The sequence below is a fragment of the Rickettsia asiatica genome (assembly GCF_007989425.1).
In the GTDB taxonomy this organism is placed as follows: domain Bacteria; phylum Pseudomonadota; class Alphaproteobacteria; order Rickettsiales; family Rickettsiaceae; genus Rickettsia; species Rickettsia helvetica.
Map to the genome: position 1 here is coordinate 490,349 of NZ_AP019563.1, position 23,776 is coordinate 514,124.

The following is a 23,776-nucleotide window of genomic DNA, read 5'->3' on the forward strand; positions in this document are numbered from 1 at the left end:
TTTACTCGAAAAATGTCATCCCCGTGAAAACGGGGCATTGTTGCTTGGATCAATGTCATTCCTGCGAAAGCAGGAATGACATCGAGTAGGTTTTTTGAGCCATGCAACAAGGCCTACGCTCGCAATGACGTTATTGCACCTTAATATTATCAGGGCTAACTATCATTATCATCTGCTTACCTTCCATTTTAGCATACTGATCAATTTTAACGAGTCCTTCGAGTCCTACTTCTATACGTTTAAATAGTTCTTGACCTACCTCTTTATGAAGAATCTCTCGCCCCTTAAACCATAAAGAAATTTTTACTTTATCTCCGTCTTTTAAAAATTCTTTTATTTTTCTTAGCTTAATTTCAAAATCACCTATACTAATATTAGGTTTAAATTTCATCTCTTTAAGTACGACGATTTTTTGCTTTTTGCGTACTTCATGCAAACGCTTTTTGCTTTCGTACTTAAACTTACCAAAATCTAGAATTTTACAGACAGGGGGTACAGCATTTGGTGATATCTCGACTAAGTCAAGACCGGCTCTTTCCGCCATATCTAATGCTTCTCTAATATTTACGACGCCGTGCATTTCACCGTTTTCGCCTACTAGACGAACTTCTCTAGCTCTGATTTCTCTATTAGCCTTAGGAAAATTATTTTTAGAAATAAAATTTCTCCGTATTATGTTTATAAATAAATATATATTGCATTTAACTTATTTTATTTAAAATTACAAGTAAATAAAATATTTTATCTTTAATTATTATTGAGAAAGTTTTAAAAAAAAATTGACACTACAAGGCAAATTCCAAATATTAATAAACAGATTCGTGTTAATTTAGCGACTCTTTCCTGTATTTTCAAGTTTTTTAGGTCTATAGCATGCTTATGAGCTTGTTCTTTTTGTGCCATATGTATTAATTCCTGTAAAGTACCGGGATAAATACTCTCATACTCACTGATTAAATCAATTGGCGATAATATATGTTCAAATTTTTTACGGTAAAAATTATTATCAGGCTCGGTTATGCTAAAAGTCGTAGCATAACCTTTATTTAATCTATTATTTTTGTTAAAAAAACGTTTAGTCTCTTTCATATTCCTTTTTCATTTTTTGAAATGTATATAATATATTACTTTCAACTATTTTAAAATAATCAATTAATTGCGTTTCTTTTTTTTGCTGTTGTTTGGAGCTTTTCATATTTATTATATTCTTTAACTCTGCATATACTAGTTTTATAAAACTTTGTTTCATTGATTATACTAAATTTATAAAATCTTTTTTTGGTATTAGCGGTTCGCCCCTAAAATTTATAGCATTATTAAATTTATTACAACAGGTTATAAAATTTTTATCACATCTGGCAGTAATTTTTACTTCCTCGGCATCTTTAGCATAATCTGGTATAATATCCTCTAATATAATCAAATCATGAAATTGCTTAGAACTTTACTGTTAAAATGATTTTCGCCGAATATAATTTGACCGCTGTTATAATAGCCGTTTTCTTTATCTAAATCTAGTATTTTTAAACTTTCCTTGAGCATTTCTTTAACCTTATATATGCCGCTATATAAAGCTTTATCTATTTTACATTTACTACTCTCCGAAAACTGCTCTACATGTTTTGCTATATCGATTAATTACAGTCTGATTATATTTTACCGTTTCGGGTTTTAAATGCATTTTAAAGTTTAAATCGTATTTTATATATAAAGTGCAATAATATGTAACGAAATGCTCAAAAACCTTGTCAGTATATATTATTATTTTAACAATAGCATTATTTAAATCCATTGCCGTCGTAATGCCGTTTTCCTCAAAAATATCTTCAATGATTATATGGTTTTGTGCGGAATCGTTAAATTCCGCTTCTTTTAAATCTAAACCGGAATTCGGTAAAAAAACTTTCTTTTCACTTTTTATAGCATGATCGCTATTTGTTAAGTTTAATTCCTCACCGCTAGCTAGCTTAATTTGAAAACAATAAACAAAATTTGCAAGCTTTGTAATTACTTCTTCAAGGGCAATACTTCATATAACTACCTCTACTAACTCTATGTCAGATAATTCTATAGAACCATCATTACAATAAGAATATTCAAAACTATCTATACTAAATCTAACAGCTACATCAAAAGTAAAATCAGCAGTTAAAATTGCATCTTGACCTAAGGGAATTGGTAAGGTCACTATACCATCGTTGTAATCTACAATGCCCATAGCTCTTACATTATTAATATATAGAATTACACTATTATTAACCGGTTTAGTGATAACTCGTTCGTAAGGAGCAATAGGATCGCTATTTCCTTAGCTGAAATTTATTTAAATTACCGTCCCCTTTAGCGATAACTTCGTTAATTCCTTTATAATCTGCATAATCCCTAAACCTAAAAGCAAAATTACTGCCACGTCTTGCTTTAAAAAAGCTATTAAATTGCTCAAATTCCGTACTGCTTAACCTTGCATTTTTGATTAAATATTTCTGACAGCCATAGTTGCGATCTAAATATCTTGCTTCTCTACCTGATTTAATTATAGCGTGAGAAGTAGAAAATTCTGGCTTCCCAACCGCAAAACTTTCAATAAATTCCGGCATGCGTATATCGTGAAAATTCATAGAATACCTGCGTTGTTATTCAAAAAGAATAAAATCATTTTTAATTAAAGAACGAAAATGTTCGTCCATATCTATAAACCATCTTTTTATATCTACATGTATTGATATATCAGATTCTTCTAGCATTTCCCTAATCTCAAGCAAAACTTCATAATTAATATCATCCATAATATAAAAATCAAGATCGGAAAATTTTTTATAATTACCTTTAACTCTTGAACCATAGGCATAAAATTTATAAGGATATTTACTTAATATAGTACGTAATATTAATAAATCTTGTTTATCAAGCTCCATCACTGCGTTTCTCCAAGTTTTTTATAAGTTCATCCACGGCATTAGAAAAGTCATCAAAAATACTAATTACTAACTCTACATTTTTTTCATTATAAGTATGAACGGTAATATTACGAATCTCAATAAATCTAAACCACCTTTTTGGATCAGAGATTAAACCGCTAATAGCGGCTTCTTGAAATATTTCCTTTAAAGTATAAGGTGTTTTACCTGCTTTCTCGCAAAAGCGTTTCATTGTCTTCCAAGCCACTTCATAACAAAATTCAAAAGCTTGAATACTACCTGCCTTTTATTCGGTATCTAATGTTTACGAAATTCTTCAAATTTATTGTGAGATTTTAATAAACTACTTATGTCTAATCCTTTAATTAAATGCATTTTATACTCCTATTTTTTGCTTTAATAATGTCTGATAATTCATTACCAGTTTTGTATTCACTAAATCTTTACTAGTTTGAAACTCTATTTTATTTGCTTTTATCCCTGCAACGTTTTCAAATGAGTGATGCTCTATTTTATCGCTTATTTTACTAGCAATATTACGATTTTTATCATTAGTAAAGATGCATATTTCAAATTCCAGCTGCATTATATTTTGTACATTAGTCGATATATTATTAACATTTAATATATTAACAAGTCAGAATGGATATTTTGCATCCTGAACAACGGAAAAATATATTTTATTAATTTTAGTTTTTATTTCATTATCGTTTATAAGTAATTTATACAAACTTAGCTGAAAATTATAGATAAAATCATGATACATATATTTCCAACGCTATTATATTTAAAAATTTGCTTTTTTCTTCGACATTAATAATTTCGTTTAATTTCAAATTCTCGCTCTTTAAATAAAATACGCATTTTAGTAGTGATATTTTTAATAAATCTTATTCTAAATAAAAAATATCCTTCCGTTATTATATGTCCGAAACTTATATTTTCTAAAGCAAGAAATTTACTATCACATAATGGTTTGATTTCGGCATAGCTCGTCAATTTCTCTACCCATCTATCCTCCTCCATTCCCTCCTCTGCTATATTTTCTAAAAATTTAATTTGATGCTGAAAATTTTTCACGATTATTTTTGTCATTTTATTACCTTTTAAATTAAGTAAGGTATCATCCTGCGAGCTTGTAGGCGTTATTGCATGGATCGGTTTTTCAGTTATCATCCCTGCGACTTGATCGCGGGATCCAGTTAAAAATACTAACGTTGTTAGTATTTTTAGTTGTTTTATGGATACCGTGGTCAAGCCACGGTATGACATTGAATAATAATAAATGCCATATTTCCTAAATTTGTATATTTCTATAAGATAGGGATAAATTTTTTACCTCTTTTAAAAGACCGATACAATTCATAGTTTGACGATCATACATCTCGGCTATATGTAGCATTATTCCGTGTTTTATAGCATGCGGAATATTGTTTTTATCATAACCGCTTATATATTTTACCGTCAGCTCTTCATTACTTAATGCTTTATGTAGAGTTAAAATATTCTGCTCAATCACATAATCATCTGCCGCTAAATCATTTTCTTGGTCTTTAAATTTTTTCTTTATTTTTAGTAATGGGTTATATTTTAATGAAAACTTCCCTTTTCCTGAAATATTACAAATAAATTTAATTTGTTTTGATATAAAATTTAGCTTAGTAAAATTCTCTGCTACTGTGATTGCAGCATCAATTAATCCGACTATTAAATCATCATCATAAATTGCCTCCACCCGTATATAATTTTTTACCTGCTCTAAACTCCATACTTCTTGTGGAAATATTTTTATGATTTGAAAATTGTTTTTTTTGAACATAATGAAGCCCTCGGTGTTATGCCGTGGCTTGACCACGGCATCTAGAAAAATTAAAAAAGACTGGATCCCGCGATCAAGTCGCAGGATGACACAGTCTCTAACCAAACACCCCAATCTTAATAGCTTCTTGGTTCATCACATCGCTCCCTGCTCTTTTTACGGCATAAAATTTAACAAAAGGCTTTTCGGTATAAGGATCACGCATTATATTAATACCGCTTCTATCTACTATTTTATAGCCTGTTTTAAAATCACCTATTGCTATAGCATTTCCTTTTTTATCCATAGTAGGCATATCGGAGCTATAAACCTACCGGTACTCCGAATATAGTTTGCTTAAAAGAATCCGAAAGAGATTATTGCCAAATAAAACGCCCTTGATTATCTTTAAGTTTTTGTACTTCCGATAAGGTAATACGGTTCATTAGCAAAGTTGCATTTGCTAAATATTCTTCCTTAAGCGAGTTTATAAAATCAAGCAATCCCTCAGCAGTAATTTTATTACCCATTTTAATTTTCTCAATTTTATCATGATTAGGCGATAAAATACCTTTAATAGAATGAAGTTTTTTTCCTATTTCGAGACAAAATCTCCTTCAGTATAATTTTCTTTAACTAACCAGCCATTATAATAAAACTGAGCTAAATGCCACGCTGCATTTTCTTGACCGCAAAAAAGAGCTTCTTTTAATTTTTGGTATACTCCAATTATAATATCTCGGTTATTTTCTGTTATTTCTGATGGACTTTTTCCTGAGTTGGTAAGAGGCATTGTAATATTCTCAGAATAGTATTTTAATGCTTCTTATAATATTTCTAAAGAAGTAAGTAATGTATTTTCTGTTTTTCTAGTTTCATTTATCATCATTATTTTTATCCCTTTATTTTTTTAAGATATGGTGCAGTTTTCTGCTCCGGTTAGCCAGTAATCATCATTCTTAACATACTCTCTATATTCTTCTATTGGTTCTAGAGTTATAGGTTGAGATTGGGCTTTAGTAGGTTTTATTATTTCTTCCGTTTCTTGGGGTTTTTTGAATTATAGATTTATGCTTATCTTTATTGCTACCCAATACAGTAAATTCGTTTATTTCTTCTTTACATTCAAAAACGCTTTTGTCAGTAACTAATTGGTATTCAAATGGTAAGGTGTCATTAAACTCTTTTATAATTGTTTTTAAGTTAGTCAGGATCAAATATTCAGGAACGGGAATTTTATGCCATTCTCCCTGTACTGCATTCATATATCCATTTTCTATTATAGCTAGCTCCTTAAGTTCAGAGTAATCAGATATTCCAAAATCTTTTAAACATATAGAATTTGTTAACTTGCTATGATGTAAAAATTTTCCTATATTAATTACAATTTTTATTAAATTACTTAGTTGTTCATTATTAATTCCAAGGTGATTTCCATTTTTATAAAATTCTGATAAATATGCACACAAGCATCATTGCTTCCTAAAAACATAGCACCTTGAAAATATAACATGGTATCTATATATTTTTCTTGTTGCTTAGAAATCTCTTCTTCCAGTAAAGCCTCTTGATAAGATTTTTTACCTTTTTCATATAAATATTCAGGAGTTAGTTGTATAAATTTTTGAGTCGTAATAGTAGTTTGTTTCATAATCCATATCCCTATAAGATATTACACAAACTATATTCTGAGGTTATTATTTTAACCTCATCTTCGTCTATAGTTTATTGAGGATATAAGCTCTGAATAGTCTATTGTTATAGATATACAGAGGCTATCAAGAGTGAAATTAAAATTGTCAATAATTTTATTCTTATTAATTGCGAAAGGATTTTTACTATTTTGCTTTTGACATATTTCAATAGCTTTTATATGAGCAATAACACTTGGTTTGAGAAATTTTTCATCAATATCTATTGACAATAAGGAAGTTTTTATACATTTTTCATTCTTAAGTTCTCTTCCGACTAAGACCATAATATCTCTAAATTGTATTATATTTATATTTTGAAGTTCATAATCAGGTATTTTTTTTATTACTTCGTCATATAGTTCTACTAATCCTAATCCTTCACATAAATAAGGCACATTTAAAAGCTTTTTCAATTTTTAAGAAATCTTGTGTTAAAGTACAAATATTGTCGTAAGAAAGATATGTTTGAGACATATAACTTGGGCTGTTATTCTCTTGGGGCATATATCTATTACCTTGTTAAATTGAAGCTTAAGTAGAAGTGAACAAAAATTAAATCTATAATTTAAATTTAGTAAAATTTTTGCTAAAAGAAAAGTTCGACAGTGGAAAAAGAGATTATTTTTTTGGAAGGTAGTTGCAATATTATTCTTCCGGTATTATCGATTTTTTTAAAAAAACCGGTTATGAGTTCATTTTGATGTTTAACGCTAATATTCTCATGTAACTTATAAGCATGTTCTAACCATTTTTTTCTAATAAAAGAAAAACCTTGAGCATGCCAAATTTGATAATATTTTTCAAAATTTTCTATTAATATCTTAAGTAAAGCTTGCGGTTCTATAGTCGGTAGATTTTCGCTTATTAAGCTAGTAGTAGGCTGATCTATATTATCAGGGTGATAGGTAATATTAATCCCTATACCGAGAATAAGGTAATAATTATTTTCTACTTTAACGGATTCAAGCAGTATACCGGCAATTTTTCGACCGTTCACCAAAACATCATTGGGCCATTTGAGTTTCACACTGTCATACCGTGGCTTGACCACAGGATCCAGAAAACAACTTACAGCATCATTAGTTGTTGATTTACTAGATCCCATGGTCAAGCCACGGTATGACATAGTCAACAATTCTATACTCTCATAAACGGCAAGTGCTGCAACAAAAGATAATTGCGGTAATAATTCTAGCTCTTTATCAGGCTTTACTACTAAACTTACATATAAGTTACCTGATCTAGATTGCCAGTTTTTACTGCTTCTTCCTCGTCCCTTGGTTTGAGATTTAGCAAGTACTGCATAGTTTGAATCAATTTTATTACTCTTAGCAATTCTCATAGCCTCAGAGCTTGTACTATCTATTTTATCAAAAACAATTAGTTTAAATTTACCGATGTTCATTTTTTTAGTAGCCGTCATTGCGAGGAAAGGCGAAGCCTTGACGCGGCAATCTCATAAAGCAGTATAAAATTCTTGAGATTGCCGCACTCACTTCCGTTCTGTTTGCAATGACGATTTTGATCCCATATAACACCACCTAACTCACCCCCTACTTACATGATTTGTAGCTACGTTATGTTTGCTTTGAATTTTTGGTGTTTCGCTTTTACTTTTAGTTATAAAGCTTTCGAAATCTTGTTTAGTAAATTTAAACTTAGCAATATTTTCATCAAAGGTTTTAGTTTTATCAAATCTTACATCTTTATTTTTGTCTATTCCAAGTACCTTAATGAAACTATCTTTTACTTTATTTGAAGCAGCAGGATCGTTTAAGGTATGCAGCAAAGCTTTCAATGAGTTTGTATCGGCTTTTAGTGTATTATTACGACTAGTTGCAGCAATAATTACATATTCTTTAAGCTTTTCATTTAATTCTTTTTCGTTTAATGCTCCGGTTTTACAAAATGATAATAACATTTTTGCTTTATCATCATGATTTTCAATAACTCCTTCTTGCCATTTAGAAGTATTATTTTCTTTTGATGGAATAAACATTTCTAATAATTTAGTTCCAAATGTTTTATGTAGATTTTTATTATCATAAACTTCATAAACATTTAGTAGAAATTTTTGATGGTCAAATGTTTTATCTGCTTCTTTGCTAAGGTCATGATTATTCAAATGTTCTCTAGTTTGACAATATCCTTTAATATGCAAATAATCAGAATATTTTTGTGCATCTTTGAAATCTAAAGTATCTATTCCGGCAGTATCTAAAACCACAGTGTTTAAAGCATTTTCACGTAACTGCTCATTAGTTTCTCTTAGAGTTTCAGTATATTTAAATTTTCCTCCTACTTTTGCAAGTGTCTTAAATAGTACATCAGCTAAAAACTTTACGATATCACTTGGGCTTTCAAATTTTTTTGCACTATATATAGCAATATTTGCATCAGCTTCCATACCCGTACCAAAAGCCATAGCTAGAGTTCTACCTTGCTTTTTAGCTAAGGTAATCTCCTCCATATTATTAGTTACTTCTTTTATATCAAATTCCGGTTCATTGCCTTTAAAATATTTTGTCGGTATATTATCTCTATATCCGCCGTCGACATATTTTTTACCGTCGATTTCTACCGGCTCAAAAACAAGCGGTATAGAAGCAGAAGCACGGCAAGCTAAAGCAATTTCAACATTTGGCGTATCAAAGCTATTGAAAATAGTTAGTTTGCTTGTCTCTTGCTGAGTTGCCGTAATTACTAAATCCTTATATTGCACGGGATCGTATTTTTGCAGTAACGCTACATCTTTAAAATATATTTTACCGTCTTTTTGGTTGTATCTTTCTCTTAATTCATCAAGAGCTTTATCACCTTTAACATTTACTATATCTGATCTCTGTAAAAAATTCCCTATATTTTCTTTAATAACAAGTTCTAATAGATCATATAAAGGTTTACCGTCTTTATTTAACTGTATTATACCCGCAGAAAATCCTTTTTTTCCAAGCAATGTTTGTAAATTTGTATTTTTAGAAATTTCTTCAAATCGCTCAGGCGGTGTCCCAAGAGCTACCACTGCTGCAATTATAGCACCGGCGGAAGAACCGGCTACCGCCTTGACATTATCCAAAATACCGGCTTTTTTAGCTGCCTCATAAGCTCCGGAATATATTGCTCCCTTAGCTCCCCCTCCACTAAAAGCTATATATTCGATAGGAGTTTCTTGAGCCTTTTTAATATCCTCTAAATTCATAATTTTACTTAATTAAGTTATCTTCTACAAACTTCCAGTTAATCATATGCTTAATAAATATGTCAACATAATCAGGTCGTTTGTTACGATAATCAATATAATAAGCATGTTCCCAAACATCACATGCGAGAAGCGGCTTCATACCGTTTGCTATAGGTGTGTTGGCATTAGCGGTTTTTATAATTTGTAACCTATTATCGTGATATATAAGCCACACCCAGCCGCTACCGAACTGCCCTACTGCCTCTTGCTTAAACTGCTCACAAAATCCTTCAAAACTACTGAAATCTTTATTAATTTGTTCTAATATTTTACCGCTTGGCTTACCTCCGCCCTGCGGCTTTATTGAATGCCAAAAAAAGGTATGATTCCATATTTGGGCTGCGTTATTAAAAATAGCTGCATTTGAGTTTTGAGATGACCATTCTATTATTTCTTCTAAATCTTTTTTTTGTAATTCTTCTTTATCTTTGAGTAAATTATTTAGATTTTGTACATAAGCATTATGATGTTTACCATGATGATAATCAAAAGTCTCGGGAGTAAAATGTGGTTTAAAACTCTCTTTCTCATAAGGTAAATCAGATAAGATAAAAGGATGTGAGGTTTGATTAGATTTGTCGCAATAGGTCATATTTATTTTCTCCTATGTTGGTTAAATTATTGTCATACCGCGACTTGATCGCGGTATCTCGTATACGGGCTGCATCACAAGACCCAGTGGTCAAGCCATGGGGTGACAATTGGATAACAATTTATAAAAATCGGAAGCTAAATAAAGCGATCCGGTTATTATAATATTTGCTTTATTATCGCCGTTTATCTTCTTTATATTACTAATCGCTTCTTCGAGTGAGCCGCTTTCGCTAAAATCAATGCCGCTCTTTCCACCTTCTGAATTTACTGTTTCTGCATTATGACTTAGCGGTTCGGATAAAACTTTAACACCATAACCCTTAATTGTCAAACCCTTAAAGTAAGAGCAAAATTCCTCGATATTCCTATTTTTAGTCATACCGAGTATTAAATATATCGGTGATTTTAAATTATCACGAATCCAACTTGCCAAAACTTGAGCTCCGCTATTATTATGAGCTGCGTCTACCCAAATTTGAACATTATCACCTATTAATTTAGAATATTTTTTCGGTTCTATTTTTTCGATTCTTGCAGACCAAACAGTATTTTGCAGTCCTTTAGAGATAATTTCGTTGCTGATATTAAATTGTTTATTTATCAAACTTATTAAAGCAATAACGCTTGCAGCATTTATTAATTGATGATCACCAAGCAGTGAAGGAGTCGGACACTCATAACTAAAATTATTTGATAAATAAATAAATCCATTATCCATCTTTTTAATACTGAAATCATATTCATAACAGAAACTCGGTACTTCCAGCTCTTCAGCTTTTTTAAGTAACACTTCATAAACTTCAGATACTTGCATACTTATAACACAAGGAACGCAAGACTTCATAATACCGGCTTTCTCAATTGCTATTAAGGGTAATGTATTACCCAGCATATGCATATGATCATATGAAATAGGTGTAATTAAAGTAATTAACGGTTGTTCTACTATATTTGTTGCATCTAAACGTCCACCAAGTCCTGTCTCTAAAATTAATATATTGGCTTTAGTATCCGCAAATGCTAGAAACGCTGCTGCCGTAGTACCTTCAAAAAAACTAGGTTCAATATTAAATTTTTCACTTGCTACCCTCACCTGCTCACAAACCTGCCATAATTCATTATCCGAGATTTTCTCGCCTGCTACTACAATTCGTTCATTAAATTCTAATAAATGAGGAGATGTATAGCAATGTACCTTATAACCGGCAAGCGTAAAGATGCTTTTGAGCATAGCGGCACTTGAACCTTTACCGTTTGTACCTGCTATATGTATAATAGGAGGAAGCCTTAAATGAGGATCACCTAAGGCTTTTAAAAGTCTTGCTATATTTTCAAGATCATATTTAATGTTATTGTTCCAGGTTGGTACCGGAAAATGCGGCATTAGCATTTTTCTTTAAATTTTGGTTTTACTGCATTGATAAGTCTAATTAATAATACTGATTTAATTATTCCCGGTATTATAAAAGGTAATACACCACCGTAAAATGCACCGCTTGGTCCTAAGAATTTAGAAAGCCACATCCAGCCAAAACTCATAATAATTATATTACCGATCAAATATAAAGATATCTGATTTAACCATTTATTAGAAATAAAAATTTTATCTTTTAAACTAGAACATATACGGCAAGTAGAAAACCTGCTAGATATCCTGTGCGGTAGGACCGAATAATATTCGTAACCCGCTCGGAAACTCTTCAAACACAGGGATTCCCATTACTCCAAGAGTTATGTAAGATAGTATAGTTAAAGGTGCGGTAGTCTTATTATATGTAAGTCCGATGAACATCACTGCAACGGTTTGTAATGAAATAAATATAGGCTTCATAGGTATTACTATTTGTGAACAAATAGTTAAGTAATGCCACTCCTAAAACTATTTCTATTGTTTGCCTTTTGGTTAACGGTAGTGAGATTGAATTAAGTTGCATAAAATTACCTCATAATTTCTTTTTAAGTCATTACACTAAAAATTATATAATGTTCTTGTCAATAATATAAAAATGAAAATTTATAATGATTTAGGAGTTTCAAAAGAAAGTATTAAGCATTGCGTGCATACCTTAAAACTTTATGCTCCAAAGTATAACATAGATTATATTTCTGCACAAGAAATTATAGACAAAAAGTGGGTTCAAAACACCTTATTACTTATTTTACTCGGTGGAAGAGATTTATACTATGTACAAAAATTGTAAGGCAAAGGAAATGCTAATATAAAAAATTATTTAAAAAATGGCGGTAATTTTCTTGGAATATGTGCCGGTAGTTATTATAGTGGCAATTATTTAGAATTTGCTAAAGGAACAAATATAGAGGTTATAGGTGAAAGAGAATTAAAGATTTTCAATGGAACAGTTAGAGGACCACTGCTTGTTCCTTATTATTACAACTCACATACAAGGAGCAAGAGCCGCTTATCTAAAAATAAATCCAACACTTAATTTAAATATTAAGGATTGGTATGCTTTTTATAATGGCGGTAGATATTTTGTTGATGCAGAAAATACCAAAGATACTGAAATAATAGCAAGTTATGAAGATAATAAACCTGCAATAATAAAATGTACTTACGGCGATGGGACAGCTATTTTGAGTGGAGTTCATCTTGAATATGATCATGCACTTATGAAAAATCAATCTCTTAATAATATTCGTAAAATACTAAAAGCTCATGATACGGAAAGAATCAAATTATTAAATTATATATTCAAAAATCTAAATCTGTATAATAGCTCGGAGGGGTAAAGCCCGGGATTCTATCTTGTAATAATAACCTAAAAGCCGGTCTTGATTTAATTAGTGAATACCAATGTTTGATAAGCGTCCATTTATCCCAATCAATCTCACCGAAATAATCAAGTACCGATAAGTGACAGCTTGCTGCAATATCGGCAATAGTTAGTGAATCTGATACGATATAGCTTCTTTTTTCTAATAAAGAAGTTATATATTCTAAATGATAATTTAAATTATTTTTTGCAGCACGTAAAAACTCGGTTCGTGGGCTGCTCATTTTAGCAATTGATCTTATAACTTTTTCATCGATAATAATCTTAGTAACTTCACGATAAAACTTATCGTTAAACCAAAAGAATAATCGTCTAATTTCGCAACAAATATCAATATCTTCATCTAAAAAATTAAAATTCGGATATTTGCTATTAAGATATTCGACAAAAGGATAAATACCTACTATAAATAAGCTGTATTGTTCTGCTAAAACAGGTAAAGTTCCGGACGGGTTTATTTTTAAGAATTCTTTATTGAATTGCCAATAGTCTTCTTTAATCGTAGTAAATTCTATATCTAATTCTTTTAAGAAGACACGGGCTTGTCTTGAAAGAGGACAAATAGGATAATGATATAACTTTTTCATTAAATTTATGTCATAGTAAGTTCGGTGTCATCCCGTGGTCTTGCCCTATGTTGTATGAACGCTTCGTATGTCATTCCTGCTTTCGCAGGAATCCAGAATAAATAGTCTAATATTAAGTACATATTTGATAAAATAAATCTACAAAAAACAAGTTTTTTATAGATTTTACTAGACTCCTGCTTTCGCAGGAATGACATAAGGTCCACGGGATGATAATAAGGTCTATAAGCCGGATTCTGTATGAATATAAATTCATTGCAGTTATTTATCTAGGATAAACGTTACCGTTTACCTCAAGCGATCTACCCGCATTACAAGCCGGTTAGAGATAACCCGGGAACTTGACAAGTTCTGTAACGCCTATTTGATCTTGCTCTTGGTGGGGTTTACCATGCGTAATTTGTTACCAACTTACCGGTACGCTCTTACCGTACCTTTTCACCCTTACCGAAAATACTCGATGAACTTCGTATTCATATTCGGCGGTATATTTTCTGTGGTACTTTCCCTAAAGTAACAATACTCTGCCGGAGGTTAACCGGCACCATACCTCTATAGAGTCCGGACTTTCCTCGTGATCTATAGCTTTGCTATATCATCACGCAACTGCACGACCATTTAGAATTATGGTCAATTTTCTTAAATTAGTCAATAACATTTAGAAGAAGTTCAATTAACTTATTAGGTTCTGCGGATAAAATTTAAAATAATATATTATAATTCTTTTTAGCTGTAAATTATAAGATTTGTTTTTGAAAATTTGACTTTTATACACAGAATATAATTAAGTTAGTAAGTATAATAACAAATTTAAAATTTCAACTATTTTATTAAAGATATTCTTAATTTAACGTTGCTACTATTTTTTTCATACTGTATAAATATGTATTTAATGCTCCTAAACACATAAATTGTTAGCAAATTTTGATATATGATATGAAAAAATTAATTTATTATTTTGGCAGTAATGGTAGTGATGGAAACGCTAGCATGAAAAATATACTTGGTAATAAAGGTGCCGGTCTTGCCGAAATGTCTAACCTAAAACTACCTATTCCTGATGGTTTTACAATAACTACGGAGCTATGTAATTACTTTTATACCCACAATAATAACTTTCCTAAAAATTTTCAAAGTGACTTAAAAAAAGCTATCACCGAACTTGAAATAACTACCGGTAAAATTTTCGGCAGTACAAGCAATCCTTTGTTATTATCGGTGCGTTCGGGTTCTACGGTTTCAATGCCTGGAATGATGGATACTATCCTTAATCTCGGAATGAATAACGAAGTGTGTAATGCTCTTGCTGATTCGTGCGGTGATAAACGATTTGCTCTTGATAGTTACAAAAGATTTTTAGAAATGTACGGCTCAACGGTATTATCTATACCTAGTGATCTATTTGAACAAATTTATGAAAAACATAAGATTCAAGCTGATATTTATAAAGATAACGACGTTACCGTAGAATTATTAGAAAAAATTATTGATGATTTCAAACGATTGCATATTAAGTATACTAAGCAACTAATTAATGATCCTTATGAACAGTTAGAATCGGCAATTAAAGCGGTGCTACATTCTTGGATGAGTAATAGAGCGATTATATATAGAAAAATCAATAATATTTCGGAGGATTTCGGTACGGCTATTAATATCCAAGCAATGGTTTTCGGTAATTTAGGTAAAACTTCGGCTACGGGAGTTGCTTTTACTAGATCACCTTCTACAGGAGAAAAAAAGCTCTTTGGAGAGTTTTTAATAAATGCTCAAGGTGAAGACATAGTATCGGGAACTAGAACACCTATGCCTATTATTGCAAATGATTCAAATTCTATGCAAGCAATGATGCCGGAAGTGTTTAAGGAGTTATCACAAATTGCGAAAAAGCTTGAAGAACATTACTTAGATATGCAGGATATAGAATTCACTATAGAAAATAATAAGCTATATATCTTGCAAACACGTACCGCAAAAAGAACAGCCATTGCTGCTATTAATATTGCCGTACACATGGTGGAAGAAAAGCTTATTTCTAAAGAACAAGCCTTAATGCGAATTGATCCGGAATCGTTAAATCAATTATTACATACAAGAATTGATTACAGTAAAGGGCTTACTTCTATTGCCGAGGGGCTACCTGCTTCTCCTGGGGCTGCAACAGGTATTGCAGTATTTTCACCTTATGATGCCGAAAAATTATCTCATCATCATAAAGTAATTTTAGTACGCCATGATACCAGTCCCGAGGATATTAACGGAATGCATGTTTCTTCAGGTATTTTAACTATTAGAGGGGGAATGACTTCACATGCCGCAGTTATAGCAAGAGGTATAGGGAAGCCTTGTGTTTGCGGCACAAGTAATTTATCTATAGATGAGAAAAAGCAAATACTAACAGCAGACGACATAGTGATTAAACAAGGTGATATTATAACGATTGACGGAGGTAGCGGTAAAATCTTCTTAGGTGAAATGCCTTTAATTCAACCTACTTTCAGTGAGGAATCAAAATTAATTTTAGATTGGGCAGATGAAATTAGCAGCTTAAAAGTTCGTGCAAATGCCGAAACGGTTAATGATGCTTTAGTATCTATAAAGTTTGGAGCTCAAGGTATAGGTTTGTGTCGTAGCGAACATATGTTTTTTGATAAAAATAAAATTCCTTTAGTAAGGGAAATGATTATTGCTCCTGATATAGAGCGGAGAAAGCTTGTCGCGCAGAAATTATTACCTCTGCAAACTGAGGATTTTAAAGCTTTATTCAGAGTAATGAAAGATAAACCGGTAAATATTAGATTACTTGATCCGCCGTTGCATGAGTTTTTACCTACCACCGAAGAAGATAAAAAGAATTTGGCAAATAGCTTAAATCTACCTTTATCCATGATTAATCAACGTCTTCATGCTATGCATGAAGTAAATCCTATGCTCGGTCACCGTGGATGTAGACTTGGTATATGTTCGCCGGAAATTTATCAAATGCAAATTGAAGCAATTTTTACAGCTATTTTTGAGCTACATAAAAAAGAACATATAGAATGTAACTTAGAACTAATGATTCCTTTAATTAGCAATGTAGGTGAAATAAAAAAGCTTAAAATGGATATTTATGAGGTAATAGAGGAATTAGAGCAACGTTATAGATATAAGTTTTCCTTTACACTTGGTACTATGATAGAACTACCAAGGGCAGCACTCAGCAGTAAGAAAATAGCTCAGGAGGTTGACTATTTTAGTTTTGGTACTAATGATTTAACTCAGACTACATACGGAATTTCTAGAGATGATATTGCCTCCTTTCTTCCATATTATTTAGAAGAAAAGATTTTTGAATCCGATCCATTTACTACTCTAGATGAAGAAGGTGTAGGAGAATTAATTGAAATTGCTATAAAACGAGGAAAAAGCAGTAATGCTAATTTAAAGTTAGGTGCTTGCGGAGAACATGCAGGAAACCCTGCCTCTATAGAATTTTTTCATAGAATGAATTTACACTATGTATCATGTTCTCCATACCGTATCCCTATAGCAAGGATCGCCGCAGCACAAGCTAAAATTAAACACGGGTGATAATATCGTCATTGCAAGTGGGCTTTATTGTGTGGATACCGAGCCATCGTTGCGAGCAGCCATAGGCTGCGTGGCAATCTCATGAAATAATAGCAATCTCGAAAAAACTGAACCCCGTAGGAATGACATTCCCCGATTAAACCGGCGTTTCAAATGTTGATGACTCACCTATAAGATCGCTAGAATCACCTACCTCTGTTATTGTATATTTACTAGCATCTTTAATAGCATTATGATTACCCTTTTTATCAAATATAATTAGATGTTTATCGCCGTTTCGATATACTATACTAGGATATAACCTGCTATCTTGCTCAATTTTTAATTCTATTTTATCATCAAGGAATTTTACTCCGTTTTCACCTTCGCTTCTATGAACAACTCCTTTTTTTAAAGCTTGAGTAAATATATCAAATGTTACCTTTTCAAGTGTTAGTTTAGAATCAATTACTGCATACCAATTTTTCTTAACCTTGATAACTTCTTCTGACTCTGTTGTAAAATCTTTTCTATCACCAATATGCCATGAAATTGACTTTTTAGTTCCAAGTAATTTTTGTACTTGTTGTTTTTGTATTTTTTCTTTTTTATATTTGAAATATTTTTGAACTAATTTTTGATCAAGTTGAGTAAGAGAAGCATGATCTCCTGCGTTTATTATTGCTTAAATGTTTTTTTATTAGTATTTCATAATATTGTAGGTTTTTTCAAAATTATCAGCTAATTTTTTAAAAGAAAATCTATCGTTAAAATTATATTTTTTTAGTATATCAGATACTTGTTCCCCTGATTCTCGAAGAGCTTTAATAATTAAAAGATCCGTATAGTCTTGATCATATATTTTTCTTGCTTCATCAATAGCAGCTTGAAAGTTTTTAAAACCTAGATAAATATTATATTTATCTTTTACTATTTCTTCATCATTGGTAGTGAGTGCTTCTACTTTATTTAAATATAAAAGTGCTTTATTTTTATCGATTAAATTATACACTTTTCCCAAATTATGATATAAGCCTTTTTCCATATTATTAGTTGTTTGTTTTTCTAATAAATGAAAATTTTGTTCAATTTTTTTATATAATCCTTAGTTTCAAAAATATCACCTCTATTTGCGGAAGCACCCATTAAATCTGAATAAATAGCTAATAATTTAGATGAATCCCCAAAATGTTGTTCCGCGATTTCTAATATATAATCCTTTAAGTTTTCGTGACCTGAAAATGTAAAAATCTTATAAATATTTCTTAGTACATACAATCCATCGGATATATCTACTAAAATATTTTCCTTTACTTTAGCATTTTCTGTTGACTTTAATTGAACTATTTTATCGTTAATTATTTTTTTTGTTCTGTAATTACTTGTGGAAGTAATGAATATTTCTTACATAATATAAGCTTGTAATAACTATATTTATCTTTTTTCCACTCCTGCTAGTAGCTTACATAGCTCACGCAATGATGGAGAATTATCTTTATCTCTAGAAGAATTATTTAAAATTGTAAGTTTTATATCCTTATAATCTTTTTAGGCTTTAAAAAGCGTATAGTTTTTATTAGATGAGTTATTACCGTTTTTTTTATAAAAAGATTCAATAACTTCTTTCCCTTCATCATAAGAATATGAAGAACGTGTAAAAACCTCTATAGTTTGTTGATCTATTTTAGCACCCTTTTGAACTAATAAATTTATAATATCTTCATAAAAACATGCATATGTTAAAGGTGTAGCATCACTACCATTTGTAGTATTTATATTATATTTTCCTATACCTAAAAGATATTCTAAACATTTTTTAGCTCCAAATGTTACTGCAAAATGTAAAATACTATCTCCATTTTCATTGTTTATTATTGATTTAAAATTTAATTTTAATTCTTCTATAAAATATTTAAGAATATCTGCCCTATCATTTATTCCTATTAAAAGTTTAAAGTGACTTACTGCCTCCTCCTCACTTAATTTTATTCCTTCCTTTTTCTCAAGAAGTGCTTTTAAAACTTCTAAATTTGTATCTTATAATGCAGGAGTTATTATCGCATCTTTACGTTTTTTAATTAAATAATCTGCCGTTTCTTTTCTAAATCTTTCGTTAACCTCAATAGAAAAATTATTATTCTGATTTTGTTTGCTTTTACTTTTCTTCCCCATATATTTACTCAAATTAACTAATAGATTATTAAAAAATTAGGCATTATAATCTTTTTCTTAAGAAATTGCAAGGTTTACATTTTTATATTTGTTGGATAGAATACCTAAATTTATTATTTTTAAAAATATATGATCATAATACCGATATTAAGCATTTTTGGCTTTTCGTCTTTTTTTGCCAAATATTTCAAAACAAAATTGACTTTCGCTATTCCAGTAACAATCAGCATATTAGTACCGATTTTATATTGTTTTGCTATGTTAAAGCTATTATTGGCTGCAACATATGTAAGTTATTTCATCGGTATATTTTTAGCTTTCGTGTCATTTCTGTGCTTCATGTCATCCTTACCCTTTACGTCATTCCTGCCCTTTATGTCATTCTTTCGAAAGCAGGAATCTAGAAAAAATATAATTGAAATCATCGTATTTACTTTATTGATTCTTTTGTTTTTTCTTTATACAAGAGATGCATCGCTGCATGCTTATGATGATTTCTCACATTGGGGGATATTTACTAAAGAATTGCTATATTTCGGTGTTTTTGAGAATCAGTCTTCGTTAACCTCCATTATTACTACTCATGCACATTATCCAAGAGGAGCCGCCGTTTATCATTACTTCATGCTTTCACTTTCAGGTTATTCAGATGGTAACGTATTATTTGCACATTTCTTATTACATTTAGCATTTCTAGCTCCTTTAGCCGCAAATAAGAAATTGTGGCAAACCGGTGTGTTGTTTTCACTAATACTTTGCAGTGTAGTATTATATACGACCGGAATTCGCTCTATATATAACGATAGTACTATCGGCTTAATGTTCGGAGCTATTGTTGCAATTTATATCCTTGAGGAAGACAAGAAGAAAGCATTATTGCTTATTTTACCTATCACGATATTGCTTGCCTCTTTCCGAGAAATTGGAACATGGTTTGCAAGTTTTGCTTCGGTAATTCTTATAGCTCATTATACAATTTTTTATAAAAAACCTAAAAAATCAAGCGATTATATTACATATCTAATTCTACTTACCTTACCGATTTTATATAATTTTATTTGGATGCATTATTTCAAAAATACTCATGATTTTTTTGACAGAGGCGAACATAGTTTTAGTAATTTAGTATATATTGCTGAAAATTTTAATGAACAGCATAGGTTATTATTACTAAATTACGGTAAATTTCTCTTGTTATTCTTAGTAAAAGAAGGAAGTTTAGTTGTGTATACTATTTGTATAGCTGCATGGTACGGAATTCGTAAATATAAACCGGATTTGCTGAAAGAATATAAATTTTTTCTGATAAGTACGTTTGCTTGTTTTATAATTTTTGCCTTGTGGCGATTATATTTATATTTCTTTAACTTTAGCTATGAGGAGGCAATTAGAGGAGCATCATTACTTAGATACCTTGGATGTTATATTATCGGTATCGGAATGATTGCAGCTGCATATGTTAAAAATAGTATTTTCTTAAATAGACCTCTTCAGAAACGAGGGTTTAGGGAGGAATTTGAAGGAGACACGGAACACAGCACCGCAGCGTACACAAACGTACGTGAGGATTCGAGTACTGGATCGACGTACAAATTACCCCTAGAAGTAGAGTTTCCGAAGAGGTCTATTAAGCAAAGTAATAAAGAGTTATTTATATTCCTTCTGCTTCTTGCTGTTTCTACGTTTTCTGTAGTAAAAAATATACTAAGAATCAAACACTTAAACTTAGAACAAAAGAATTTTATCCAGCAAACAACAGAGATTAAAAAGCTATTGAAGCAAGGAAATAAAATTGAATTTAACTTTAGCGGTAAGAAAGATAATTTACAATGTTATATATTAAATTATAATATAGTACCATATTTAGGGAAAAAATATTTACAAGAATGTATAAAAACTCCTAAAGAAGCGATGATAGAAACAAAGGAAGAAGCGGTATATGCTCCTTTTTTGGGTATTCAATATTGATGGCTTGAATACTCTTACGTCATTGCGAGCGACTGTAGGCTTTATTGCATGGCTCGGTTTATCCGTCATTGTGAGGAAATTGCGTAGCAATTGATGAAGCAATCCAGTAAAAAAATGTTAATTTAACATTTTTGTATTATTTTTTATGGATTGCCACGCAGTCTACGACTGCTCACAATGATGATTTGGAATCCACGCAATAATGCCACGTGGGAATGACATAAAACCAATATAGATTTTAACAATAATGGATATAAAATATAATTTAGCTGCCGCTTACCGAATAATGGCGTATTTATCGCTGGATGATCATACCTATACGCATCTATCCGCAAGACCTAAAAATGCCAATTTTTACTATATTTATCCTTTTGGACTAAGGTTTGAAGAAGTAACTATGGAGAATCTTTTAAAAGTTAGTTTAGACGGAAAAATTTTAGAAGGGGAGGAATATCAATATAATAAAACCGGTTACTTTATTCATGGTAGTATTTACAAAGCACGCCCTGATATTTCTGCTATTTTTCATTATCATACTCCCGCAGCTATTGCGGTTTCTGCTTTAAAATACGGGCTTTTACCGATCAGCCAGTGGGCATTACATTTTTACGATAGAATATCATATCATGATTATAATTCTCTAGTGCTAGATGCTGACAAGCAAAGCACTAGACTTGTTAATGACCTTAAGCAAAATTACGTGATGTTACTTCGTAATCATGGTGCTATTACCTGCGGAAAAACTATTCATGAAGCTATGTTTTATACTTACCATTTAGAACAAGCTTGTAAAACACAATGTCTGCTAAATTCCACAAAAGAACAAGAACTTATAATCCCTTCCATAGAAATATGTAAGCAAACGGTAAAAGACTTATTATCGTTTGAAGAAGATTTAGGCAAACGCGACTGGGAAGCTTGGCTGCGACTTGTGAAGATGTGATCACAACACCACAACCCCAAGTGGCTTTACTTGCTTGTTTTAAGAATTTATCAAGTGTTGCTATTGGTAACCCCCACAGCGTAATGCTAGCTCTAAATAGCTCTAGCATCATAAAGTGTTAATCCATATTGTACGGCTAAATCCATTGTCTCAAACCATATATGTTCCAGTGTTATTTGATCAATTTTGATGTAAATATCCTTTAAAGTATAAATTGCTTGATGGCATTGATTTGGAGTAAGATGTTTTGCACGCTCTGCACATAGTAATACACTTCCAATCTCAAGTCTCCAAATAGAAGGGACGATTGCTCCTTCTTTTACCGTTTTATCTAATATTCCTAAATTTGCTACTTCATCACAAGCATAAGCCAGGATAAAGCTACTGAAGAATCTAAAATAAAAGAGACCATCTTCTTTACTTCTTACCCTCATTCCTGTAATTTAGCCATACTTCTAGATCCGATGGTTGTAAATTAATTTCTTTTGCAAGTTTCCGAAGTCTGAGAGCTGCTATATTTGCAATCTCTACATTATTATGAGAATTAATAGGAACAATTTTTGCAGCAGCTTTTCCTCTTTTAGTAATTACAATTTCTTCACCTTTACTAGCTCAGTCTAATAATTTAGAAAAATGGGTTTTAGCATCAAAGGCTGTAATTGTGTTTTTCATATAATTAACTAGTCAGTTATAACATATTTTAAATTCAAATGTCAAAAACTTTAATGCCTACAACTGCTACTGTGAATATGTGGAGGATGGAGTTTTATATGCTTTAGCATCTTTTTAAGGAGTGTATCATGCTTAAGTTTTGATAAATGATCTAAGAAAGTTTTGCCGTTTAAGTAATCTATTTCATGTTGAATCACGGTTGCTAGAAAGCCTTCCGCTTCTAGTTCTTGTTTATTACCGTTATAATCAAGATACTTTACCGTGATTGCTTTTGATCGTGTAATAGATGCTTCAATGCCTGGAAACGATAAAGAACGCTCAATAAAAGTTTGTTTTTCTTCCGAAAAATAAGTTATTTCCGGATTAATAAAAACTATAGGCGATGATTTATTATTTTCATGGAGGTCAACTACTGCTATACGCTTTAATATTCCTACCATATTAGCACCTAGCCCCACTGCCCTTTCTATATGTAAAGTCTGAAGCATTTTATCGACAATAGTACGAATATTATCATCAACAATGTCTATATATTCTGCTTGTTTTTTAAAAATATCGTTAGGTGCATAAACTATTTGATAGTAAGGTTTCTCTTGATTCATTAATATACTCCGGATAAATGAAGAGTTATTTTGGCATTGCTAAATAAATATTGATATCGTCATTGCGAGCGGGCATTGTTGCGTGGATCGAAAAACGCACTGGGTGTCATACTGTGGCTTGACCACGGTATCCAGAAAACAACTTAAAATACTAATAATGTTAGTATTTTAAACTGGATCTCGCGATCAAGTCACGGGATGACAGGGATGGAATTGATCCATGCAACAACGCCTCCTCGC

Annotated in this window: 31 protein-coding genes, 1 other RNA gene and 5 pseudogenes; 5 read left to right on the forward strand and 32 right to left on the reverse strand. The window is 31.2% G+C overall.

The window, feature by feature from the left end; all coding sequences use genetic code 11:
• Positions 1-130: 130 nt before the first annotated feature.
• From infC to RAS_RS02895, 23 genes and pseudogenes are all read right to left on the reverse strand, one after another.
• The gene (gene infC, locus RAS_RS02800) at positions 131-694 is read right to left on the reverse strand and encodes a translation initiation factor IF-3 (protein WP_147142140.1); all 564 of its coding nucleotides are present in this window, start codon (positions 692-694) and stop codon (positions 131-133) included.
• A gap of 74 nt (positions 695-768) precedes the next feature.
• Positions 769-1,089 (reverse strand): DUF2335 domain-containing protein, encoded by a 321-nt coding sequence (locus RAS_RS02805; protein WP_147142142.1) that lies wholly within the window; start codon positions 1,087-1,089, stop codon positions 769-771.
• Positions 1,076-1,249, reverse strand: a complete 174-nt coding sequence (locus RAS_RS08540) for a hypothetical protein (RefSeq protein ID WP_010422953.1) — start codon at positions 1,247-1,249, stop codon at positions 1,076-1,078. The genes RAS_RS02805 and RAS_RS08540 overlap by 14 nt, the downstream gene beginning before the upstream one ends.
• A 3-nt stretch (positions 1,250-1,252) precedes the next feature.
• On the reverse strand, positions 1,253-1,423 hold the full coding sequence (locus RAS_RS02810; RefSeq protein WP_010422956.1) for a phage BR0599 family protein: 171 nt from the start codon (positions 1,421-1,423) through the stop codon (positions 1,253-1,255).
• Entirely contained in the window at positions 1,420-1,542 is a 123-nt protein-coding gene (locus RAS_RS10440; protein ID WP_269473010.1) for a hypothetical protein, read from the reverse strand. The genes RAS_RS02810 and RAS_RS10440 overlap by 4 nt, the downstream gene beginning before the upstream one ends.
• Before the next feature lie 52 nt (positions 1,543-1,594).
• Entirely contained in the window at positions 1,595-2,026 is a 432-nt protein-coding gene (locus RAS_RS02815; protein WP_172616176.1) for a baseplate hub domain-containing protein, read from the reverse strand.
• A 3-nt stretch (positions 2,027-2,029) separates the two neighbouring features.
• A pseudogene (locus RAS_RS10695) lies at positions 2,030-2,618 on the reverse strand (phage distal tail protein, Rcc01695 family).
• A gap of 15 nt (positions 2,619-2,633) precedes the next feature.
• Positions 2,634-2,915, reverse strand: coding sequence for a nucleotidyltransferase domain-containing protein (locus tag RAS_RS02825; RefSeq protein WP_232049355.1), 282 nt, complete (start codon positions 2,913-2,915; stop codon positions 2,634-2,636).
• The gene (locus tag RAS_RS09505; RefSeq protein WP_232049309.1) at positions 2,905-3,150 is read right to left on the reverse strand and encodes a nucleotidyltransferase substrate binding protein; all 246 of its coding nucleotides are present in this window, start codon (positions 3,148-3,150) and stop codon (positions 2,905-2,907) included. Before RAS_RS09505 ends, RAS_RS02825 begins: the two co-directional genes overlap by 11 nt.
• Positions 3,151-3,294: 144 nt before the next feature.
• Positions 3,295-3,504: a hypothetical protein gene (locus RAS_RS09510; protein ID WP_232049310.1), complete on the reverse strand. Its 210-nt coding sequence runs from the start codon at positions 3,502-3,504 to the stop codon at positions 3,295-3,297.
• Between the two features lie 227 nt (positions 3,505-3,731).
• On the reverse strand, positions 3,732-4,175 hold the full coding sequence (locus RAS_RS09515) for a phage head completion protein (protein ID WP_232049311.1): 444 nt from the start codon (positions 4,173-4,175) through the stop codon (positions 3,732-3,734).
• Positions 4,176-4,215: 40 nt separating this feature from the next.
• Positions 4,216-4,737, reverse strand: coding sequence for a head-tail connector protein (locus tag RAS_RS08545; RefSeq protein ID WP_172616116.1), 522 nt, complete (start codon positions 4,735-4,737; stop codon positions 4,216-4,218).
• A gap of 97 nt (positions 4,738-4,834) precedes the next feature.
• On the reverse strand, positions 4,835-5,023 hold the full coding sequence (locus RAS_RS10455) for a phage major capsid protein (protein ID WP_269473012.1): 189 nt from the start codon (positions 5,021-5,023) through the stop codon (positions 4,835-4,837).
• 70 nt (positions 5,024-5,093) lie between these two features.
• A complete protein-coding gene (locus tag RAS_RS10460) occupies positions 5,094-5,246 on the reverse strand; it encodes a phage major capsid protein (RefSeq protein WP_269473013.1) in 153 nt (50 codons plus the stop codon).
• 65 nt (positions 5,247-5,311) lie between these two features.
• Positions 5,312-5,509: a hypothetical protein gene (locus RAS_RS02860; RefSeq protein ID WP_147142148.1), complete on the reverse strand. Its 198-nt coding sequence runs from the start codon at positions 5,507-5,509 to the stop codon at positions 5,312-5,314.
• A gap of 223 nt (positions 5,510-5,732) precedes the next feature.
• Positions 5,733-6,185 carry a hypothetical protein gene (locus RAS_RS09520; RefSeq protein ID WP_232049312.1) on the reverse strand — a complete coding sequence of 151 codons (453 nt, stop codon included), beginning with the start codon at positions 6,183-6,185 and terminating at the stop codon, positions 5,733-5,735.
• The gene (locus tag RAS_RS09525; protein WP_172616087.1) at positions 6,119-6,367 is read right to left on the reverse strand and encodes a hypothetical protein; all 249 of its coding nucleotides are present in this window, start codon (positions 6,365-6,367) and stop codon (positions 6,119-6,121) included. Before RAS_RS09525 ends, RAS_RS09520 begins: the two co-directional genes overlap by 67 nt.
• A gap of 57 nt (positions 6,368-6,424) precedes the next feature.
• The gene (locus RAS_RS02870) at positions 6,425-6,805 is read right to left on the reverse strand and encodes a hypothetical protein (protein WP_010422969.1); all 381 of its coding nucleotides are present in this window, start codon (positions 6,803-6,805) and stop codon (positions 6,425-6,427) included.
• A 191-nt stretch (positions 6,806-6,996) separates the two neighbouring features.
• Positions 6,997-7,815 carry a biotin--[acetyl-CoA-carboxylase] ligase gene (locus tag RAS_RS02875; protein WP_147143975.1) on the reverse strand — a complete coding sequence of 273 codons (819 nt, stop codon included), beginning with the start codon at positions 7,813-7,815 and terminating at the stop codon, positions 6,997-6,999.
• 141 nt (positions 7,816-7,956) lie between these two features.
• On the reverse strand, positions 7,957-9,609 hold the full coding sequence (locus tag RAS_RS02880; protein WP_147142151.1) for a patatin-like phospholipase family protein: 1,653 nt from the start codon (positions 9,607-9,609) through the stop codon (positions 7,957-7,959).
• A 4-nt stretch (positions 9,610-9,613) separates the two neighbouring features.
• Positions 9,614-10,243, reverse strand: a complete 630-nt coding sequence (locus RAS_RS02885) for a superoxide dismutase (protein WP_147142154.1) — start codon at positions 10,241-10,243, stop codon at positions 9,614-9,616.
• Positions 10,244-10,333: 90 nt separating this feature from the next.
• Positions 10,334-11,635, reverse strand: a complete 1,302-nt coding sequence (locus RAS_RS02890) for a folylpolyglutamate synthase/dihydrofolate synthase family protein (RefSeq protein ID WP_147142157.1) — start codon at positions 11,633-11,635, stop codon at positions 10,334-10,336.
• Positions 11,629-12,179, reverse strand: a pseudogene (locus RAS_RS02895) (biotin transporter BioY). The gene RAS_RS02890 and the pseudogene RAS_RS02895 overlap by 7 nt, the downstream one beginning before the upstream one ends.
• Positions 12,180-12,245: 66 nt before the next feature.
• Here RAS_RS02895 and RAS_RS09530 point away from each other — a divergent pair.
• Positions 12,246-12,996: pseudogene (locus tag RAS_RS09530) on the forward strand (BPL-N domain-containing protein).
• Here RAS_RS09530 and RAS_RS02915 read toward each other — a convergent pair.
• Both RAS_RS02915 and rnpB read right to left on the reverse strand, forming a co-directional pair.
• On the reverse strand, positions 12,959-13,627 hold the full coding sequence (locus RAS_RS02915; protein WP_147142165.1) for a glutathione S-transferase family protein: 669 nt from the start codon (positions 13,625-13,627) through the stop codon (positions 12,959-12,961). The pseudogene RAS_RS09530 and the gene RAS_RS02915 sit on opposite strands and share 38 nt — an antisense overlap.
• Before the next feature lie 209 nt (positions 13,628-13,836).
• Positions 13,837-14,249, reverse strand: an RNA gene (rnpB, locus tag RAS_RS02920) — RNase P RNA component class A.
• Positions 14,250-14,563: 314 nt separating this feature from the next.
• On the opposite strand from rnpB, the gene ppdK reads away from it, so the two are divergent.
• A complete protein-coding gene (ppdK, locus tag RAS_RS02925; protein WP_147142168.1) occupies positions 14,564-17,200 on the forward strand; it encodes a pyruvate, phosphate dikinase in 2,637 nt (878 codons plus the stop codon).
• A 679-nt stretch (positions 17,201-17,879) separates the two neighbouring features.
• Here the strand turns inward: ppdK and RAS_RS02930 are convergent.
• The 4 genes from RAS_RS02930 to RAS_RS10700 form a co-directional block, all read right to left on the reverse strand.
• The gene (locus RAS_RS02930; RefSeq protein WP_147142171.1) at positions 17,880-18,224 is read right to left on the reverse strand and encodes a hypothetical protein; all 345 of its coding nucleotides are present in this window, start codon (positions 18,222-18,224) and stop codon (positions 17,880-17,882) included.
• A gap of 503 nt (positions 18,225-18,727) precedes the next feature.
• A complete protein-coding gene (locus RAS_RS11005) occupies positions 18,728-19,168 on the reverse strand; it encodes an ankyrin repeat domain-containing protein (RefSeq protein ID WP_147143980.1) in 441 nt (146 codons plus the stop codon).
• Between the two features lie 48 nt (positions 19,169-19,216).
• Positions 19,217-19,351, reverse strand: coding sequence for a hypothetical protein (locus tag RAS_RS10465; RefSeq protein WP_269473014.1), 135 nt, complete (start codon positions 19,349-19,351; stop codon positions 19,217-19,219).
• Between the two features lie 119 nt (positions 19,352-19,470).
• Positions 19,471-19,581: a pyruvate phosphate dikinase gene (locus RAS_RS10700; protein ID WP_147142174.1), complete on the reverse strand. Its 111-nt coding sequence runs from the start codon at positions 19,579-19,581 to the stop codon at positions 19,471-19,473.
• A 145-nt stretch (positions 19,582-19,726) separates the two neighbouring features.
• Between RAS_RS10700 and RAS_RS02945 the strand changes: the two genes are divergently transcribed.
• Both RAS_RS02945 and RAS_RS02950 read left to right on the forward strand, forming a co-directional pair.
• A complete protein-coding gene (locus tag RAS_RS02945; protein WP_147142177.1) occupies positions 19,727-21,319 on the forward strand; it encodes a palindromic element RPE1 domain-containing protein in 1,593 nt (530 codons plus the stop codon).
• A 247-nt stretch (positions 21,320-21,566) separates the two neighbouring features.
• Positions 21,567-22,262, forward strand: a complete 696-nt coding sequence (locus RAS_RS02950) for a class II aldolase/adducin family protein (protein WP_010422995.1) — start codon at positions 21,567-21,569, stop codon at positions 22,260-22,262.
• Between the two features lie 92 nt (positions 22,263-22,354).
• Here the strand turns inward: RAS_RS02950 and RAS_RS02955 are convergent, their stop codons facing one another.
• From RAS_RS02955 to def, 3 genes and pseudogenes are all read right to left on the reverse strand, one after another.
• Entirely contained in the window at positions 22,355-22,696 is a 342-nt protein-coding gene (locus tag RAS_RS02955; protein ID WP_232049315.1) for a type II toxin-antitoxin system VapC family toxin, read from the reverse strand.
• Positions 22,680-22,934 (reverse strand): annotated as a pseudogene (locus tag RAS_RS10705) (type II toxin-antitoxin system Phd/YefM family antitoxin). Before RAS_RS10705 ends, RAS_RS02955 begins: the two are co-directional and overlap by 17 nt.
• Positions 22,935-22,984: 50 nt before the next feature.
• Complete coding sequence (def, locus tag RAS_RS02965; protein ID WP_147142179.1) at positions 22,985-23,536, reverse strand: peptide deformylase; 552 nt, start codon at positions 23,534-23,536, stop codon at positions 22,985-22,987.
• A 78-nt stretch (positions 23,537-23,614) separates the two neighbouring features.
• Here def and RAS_RS11295 point away from each other — a divergent pair.
• Positions 23,615-23,770: pseudogene (locus tag RAS_RS11295) on the forward strand (MFS transporter); the annotation flags it as partial.
• Between the last annotated feature and the right edge of the window lie 6 nt (positions 23,771-23,776).

Bases quoted from the DNA above. Each gene is read 5' to 3' on its own strand.
- RAS_RS02805 (WP_147142142.1), bottom strand. From the start codon at position 1,089: ATGAAAGAGACTAAACGTTTTTTTAACAAAAATAATAGATTAAATAAA.
- RAS_RS08540 (WP_010422953.1), bottom strand. From the start codon at position 1,249: ATGAAACAAAGTTTTATAAAACTAGTATATGCAGAGTTAAAGAATATA.
- RAS_RS10440 (WP_269473010.1), bottom strand. From the start codon at position 1,542: ATGCTCAAGGAAAGTTTAAAAATACTAGATTTAGATAAAGAAAACGGC.
- RAS_RS02825 (WP_232049355.1), bottom strand. From the start codon at position 2,915: ATGGAGCTTGATAAACAAGATTTATTAATATTACGTACTATATTAAGT.
- RAS_RS09505 (WP_232049309.1), bottom strand. From the start codon at position 3,150: ATGAAACGCTTTTGCGAGAAAGCAGGTAAAACACCTTATACTTTAAAG.
- RAS_RS09510 (WP_232049310.1), bottom strand. From the start codon at position 3,504: ATGCAGCTGGAATTTGAAATATGCATCTTTACTAATGATAAAAATCGT.
- RAS_RS08545 (WP_172616116.1), bottom strand. From the start codon at position 4,737: ATGTTCAAAAAAAACAATTTTCAAATCATAAAAATATTTCCACAAGAA.
- RAS_RS10455 (WP_269473012.1), bottom strand. From the start codon at position 5,023: ATGGATAAAAAAGGAAATGCTATAGCAATAGGTGATTTTAAAACAGGC.
- RAS_RS10460 (WP_269473013.1), bottom strand. From the start codon at position 5,246: ATGGGTAATAAAATTACTGCTGAGGGATTGCTTGATTTTATAAACTCG.
- RAS_RS02860 (WP_147142148.1), bottom strand. From the start codon at position 5,509: ATGCCTCTTACCAACTCAGGAAAAAGTCCATCAGAAATAACAGAAAAT.
- RAS_RS09525 (WP_172616087.1), bottom strand. From the start codon at position 6,367: ATGAAACAAACTACTATTACGACTCAAAAATTTATACAACTAACTCCT.
- RAS_RS02875 (WP_147143975.1), bottom strand. From the start codon at position 7,815: ATGAACATCGGTAAATTTAAACTAATTGTTTTTGATAAAATAGATAGT.
- RAS_RS02880 (WP_147142151.1), bottom strand. From the start codon at position 9,609: ATGAATTTAGAGGATATTAAAAAGGCTCAAGAAACTCCTATCGAATAT.
- RAS_RS02885 (WP_147142154.1), bottom strand. From the start codon at position 10,243: ATGACCTATTGCGACAAATCTAATCAAACCTCACATCCTTTTATCTTA.
- RAS_RS02890 (WP_147142157.1), bottom strand. From the start codon at position 11,635: ATGCTAATGCCGCATTTTCCGGTACCAACCTGGAACAATAACATTAAA.
- RAS_RS02915 (WP_147142165.1), bottom strand. From the start codon at position 13,627: ATGAAAAAGTTATATCATTATCCTATTTGTCCTCTTTCAAGACAAGCC.
- ppdK (WP_147142168.1), top strand. From the start codon at position 14,564: ATGAAAAAATTAATTTATTATTTTGGCAGTAATGGTAGTGATGGAAAC.
- RAS_RS02930 (WP_147142171.1), bottom strand. From the start codon at position 18,224: ATGGAAAAAGGCTTATATCATAATTTGGGAAAAGTGTATAATTTAATC.
- RAS_RS10465 (WP_269473014.1), bottom strand. From the start codon at position 19,351: ATGGGGAAGAAAAGTAAAAGCAAACAAAATCAGAATAATAATTTTTCT.
- RAS_RS10700 (WP_147142174.1), bottom strand. From the start codon at position 19,581: ATGCTGATTGTTACTGGAATAGCGAAAGTCAATTTTGTTTTGAAATAT.
- RAS_RS02945 (WP_147142177.1), top strand. From the start codon at position 19,727: ATGTCATTCTTTCGAAAGCAGGAATCTAGAAAAAATATAATTGAAATC.
- RAS_RS02950 (WP_010422995.1), top strand. From the start codon at position 21,567: ATGGATATAAAATATAATTTAGCTGCCGCTTACCGAATAATGGCGTAT.
- RAS_RS02955 (WP_232049315.1), bottom strand. From the start codon at position 22,696: ATGAGGGTAAGAAGTAAAGAAGATGGTCTCTTTTATTTTAGATTCTTC.
- def (WP_147142179.1), bottom strand. From the start codon at position 23,536: ATGAATCAAGAGAAACCTTACTATCAAATAGTTTATGCACCTAACGAT.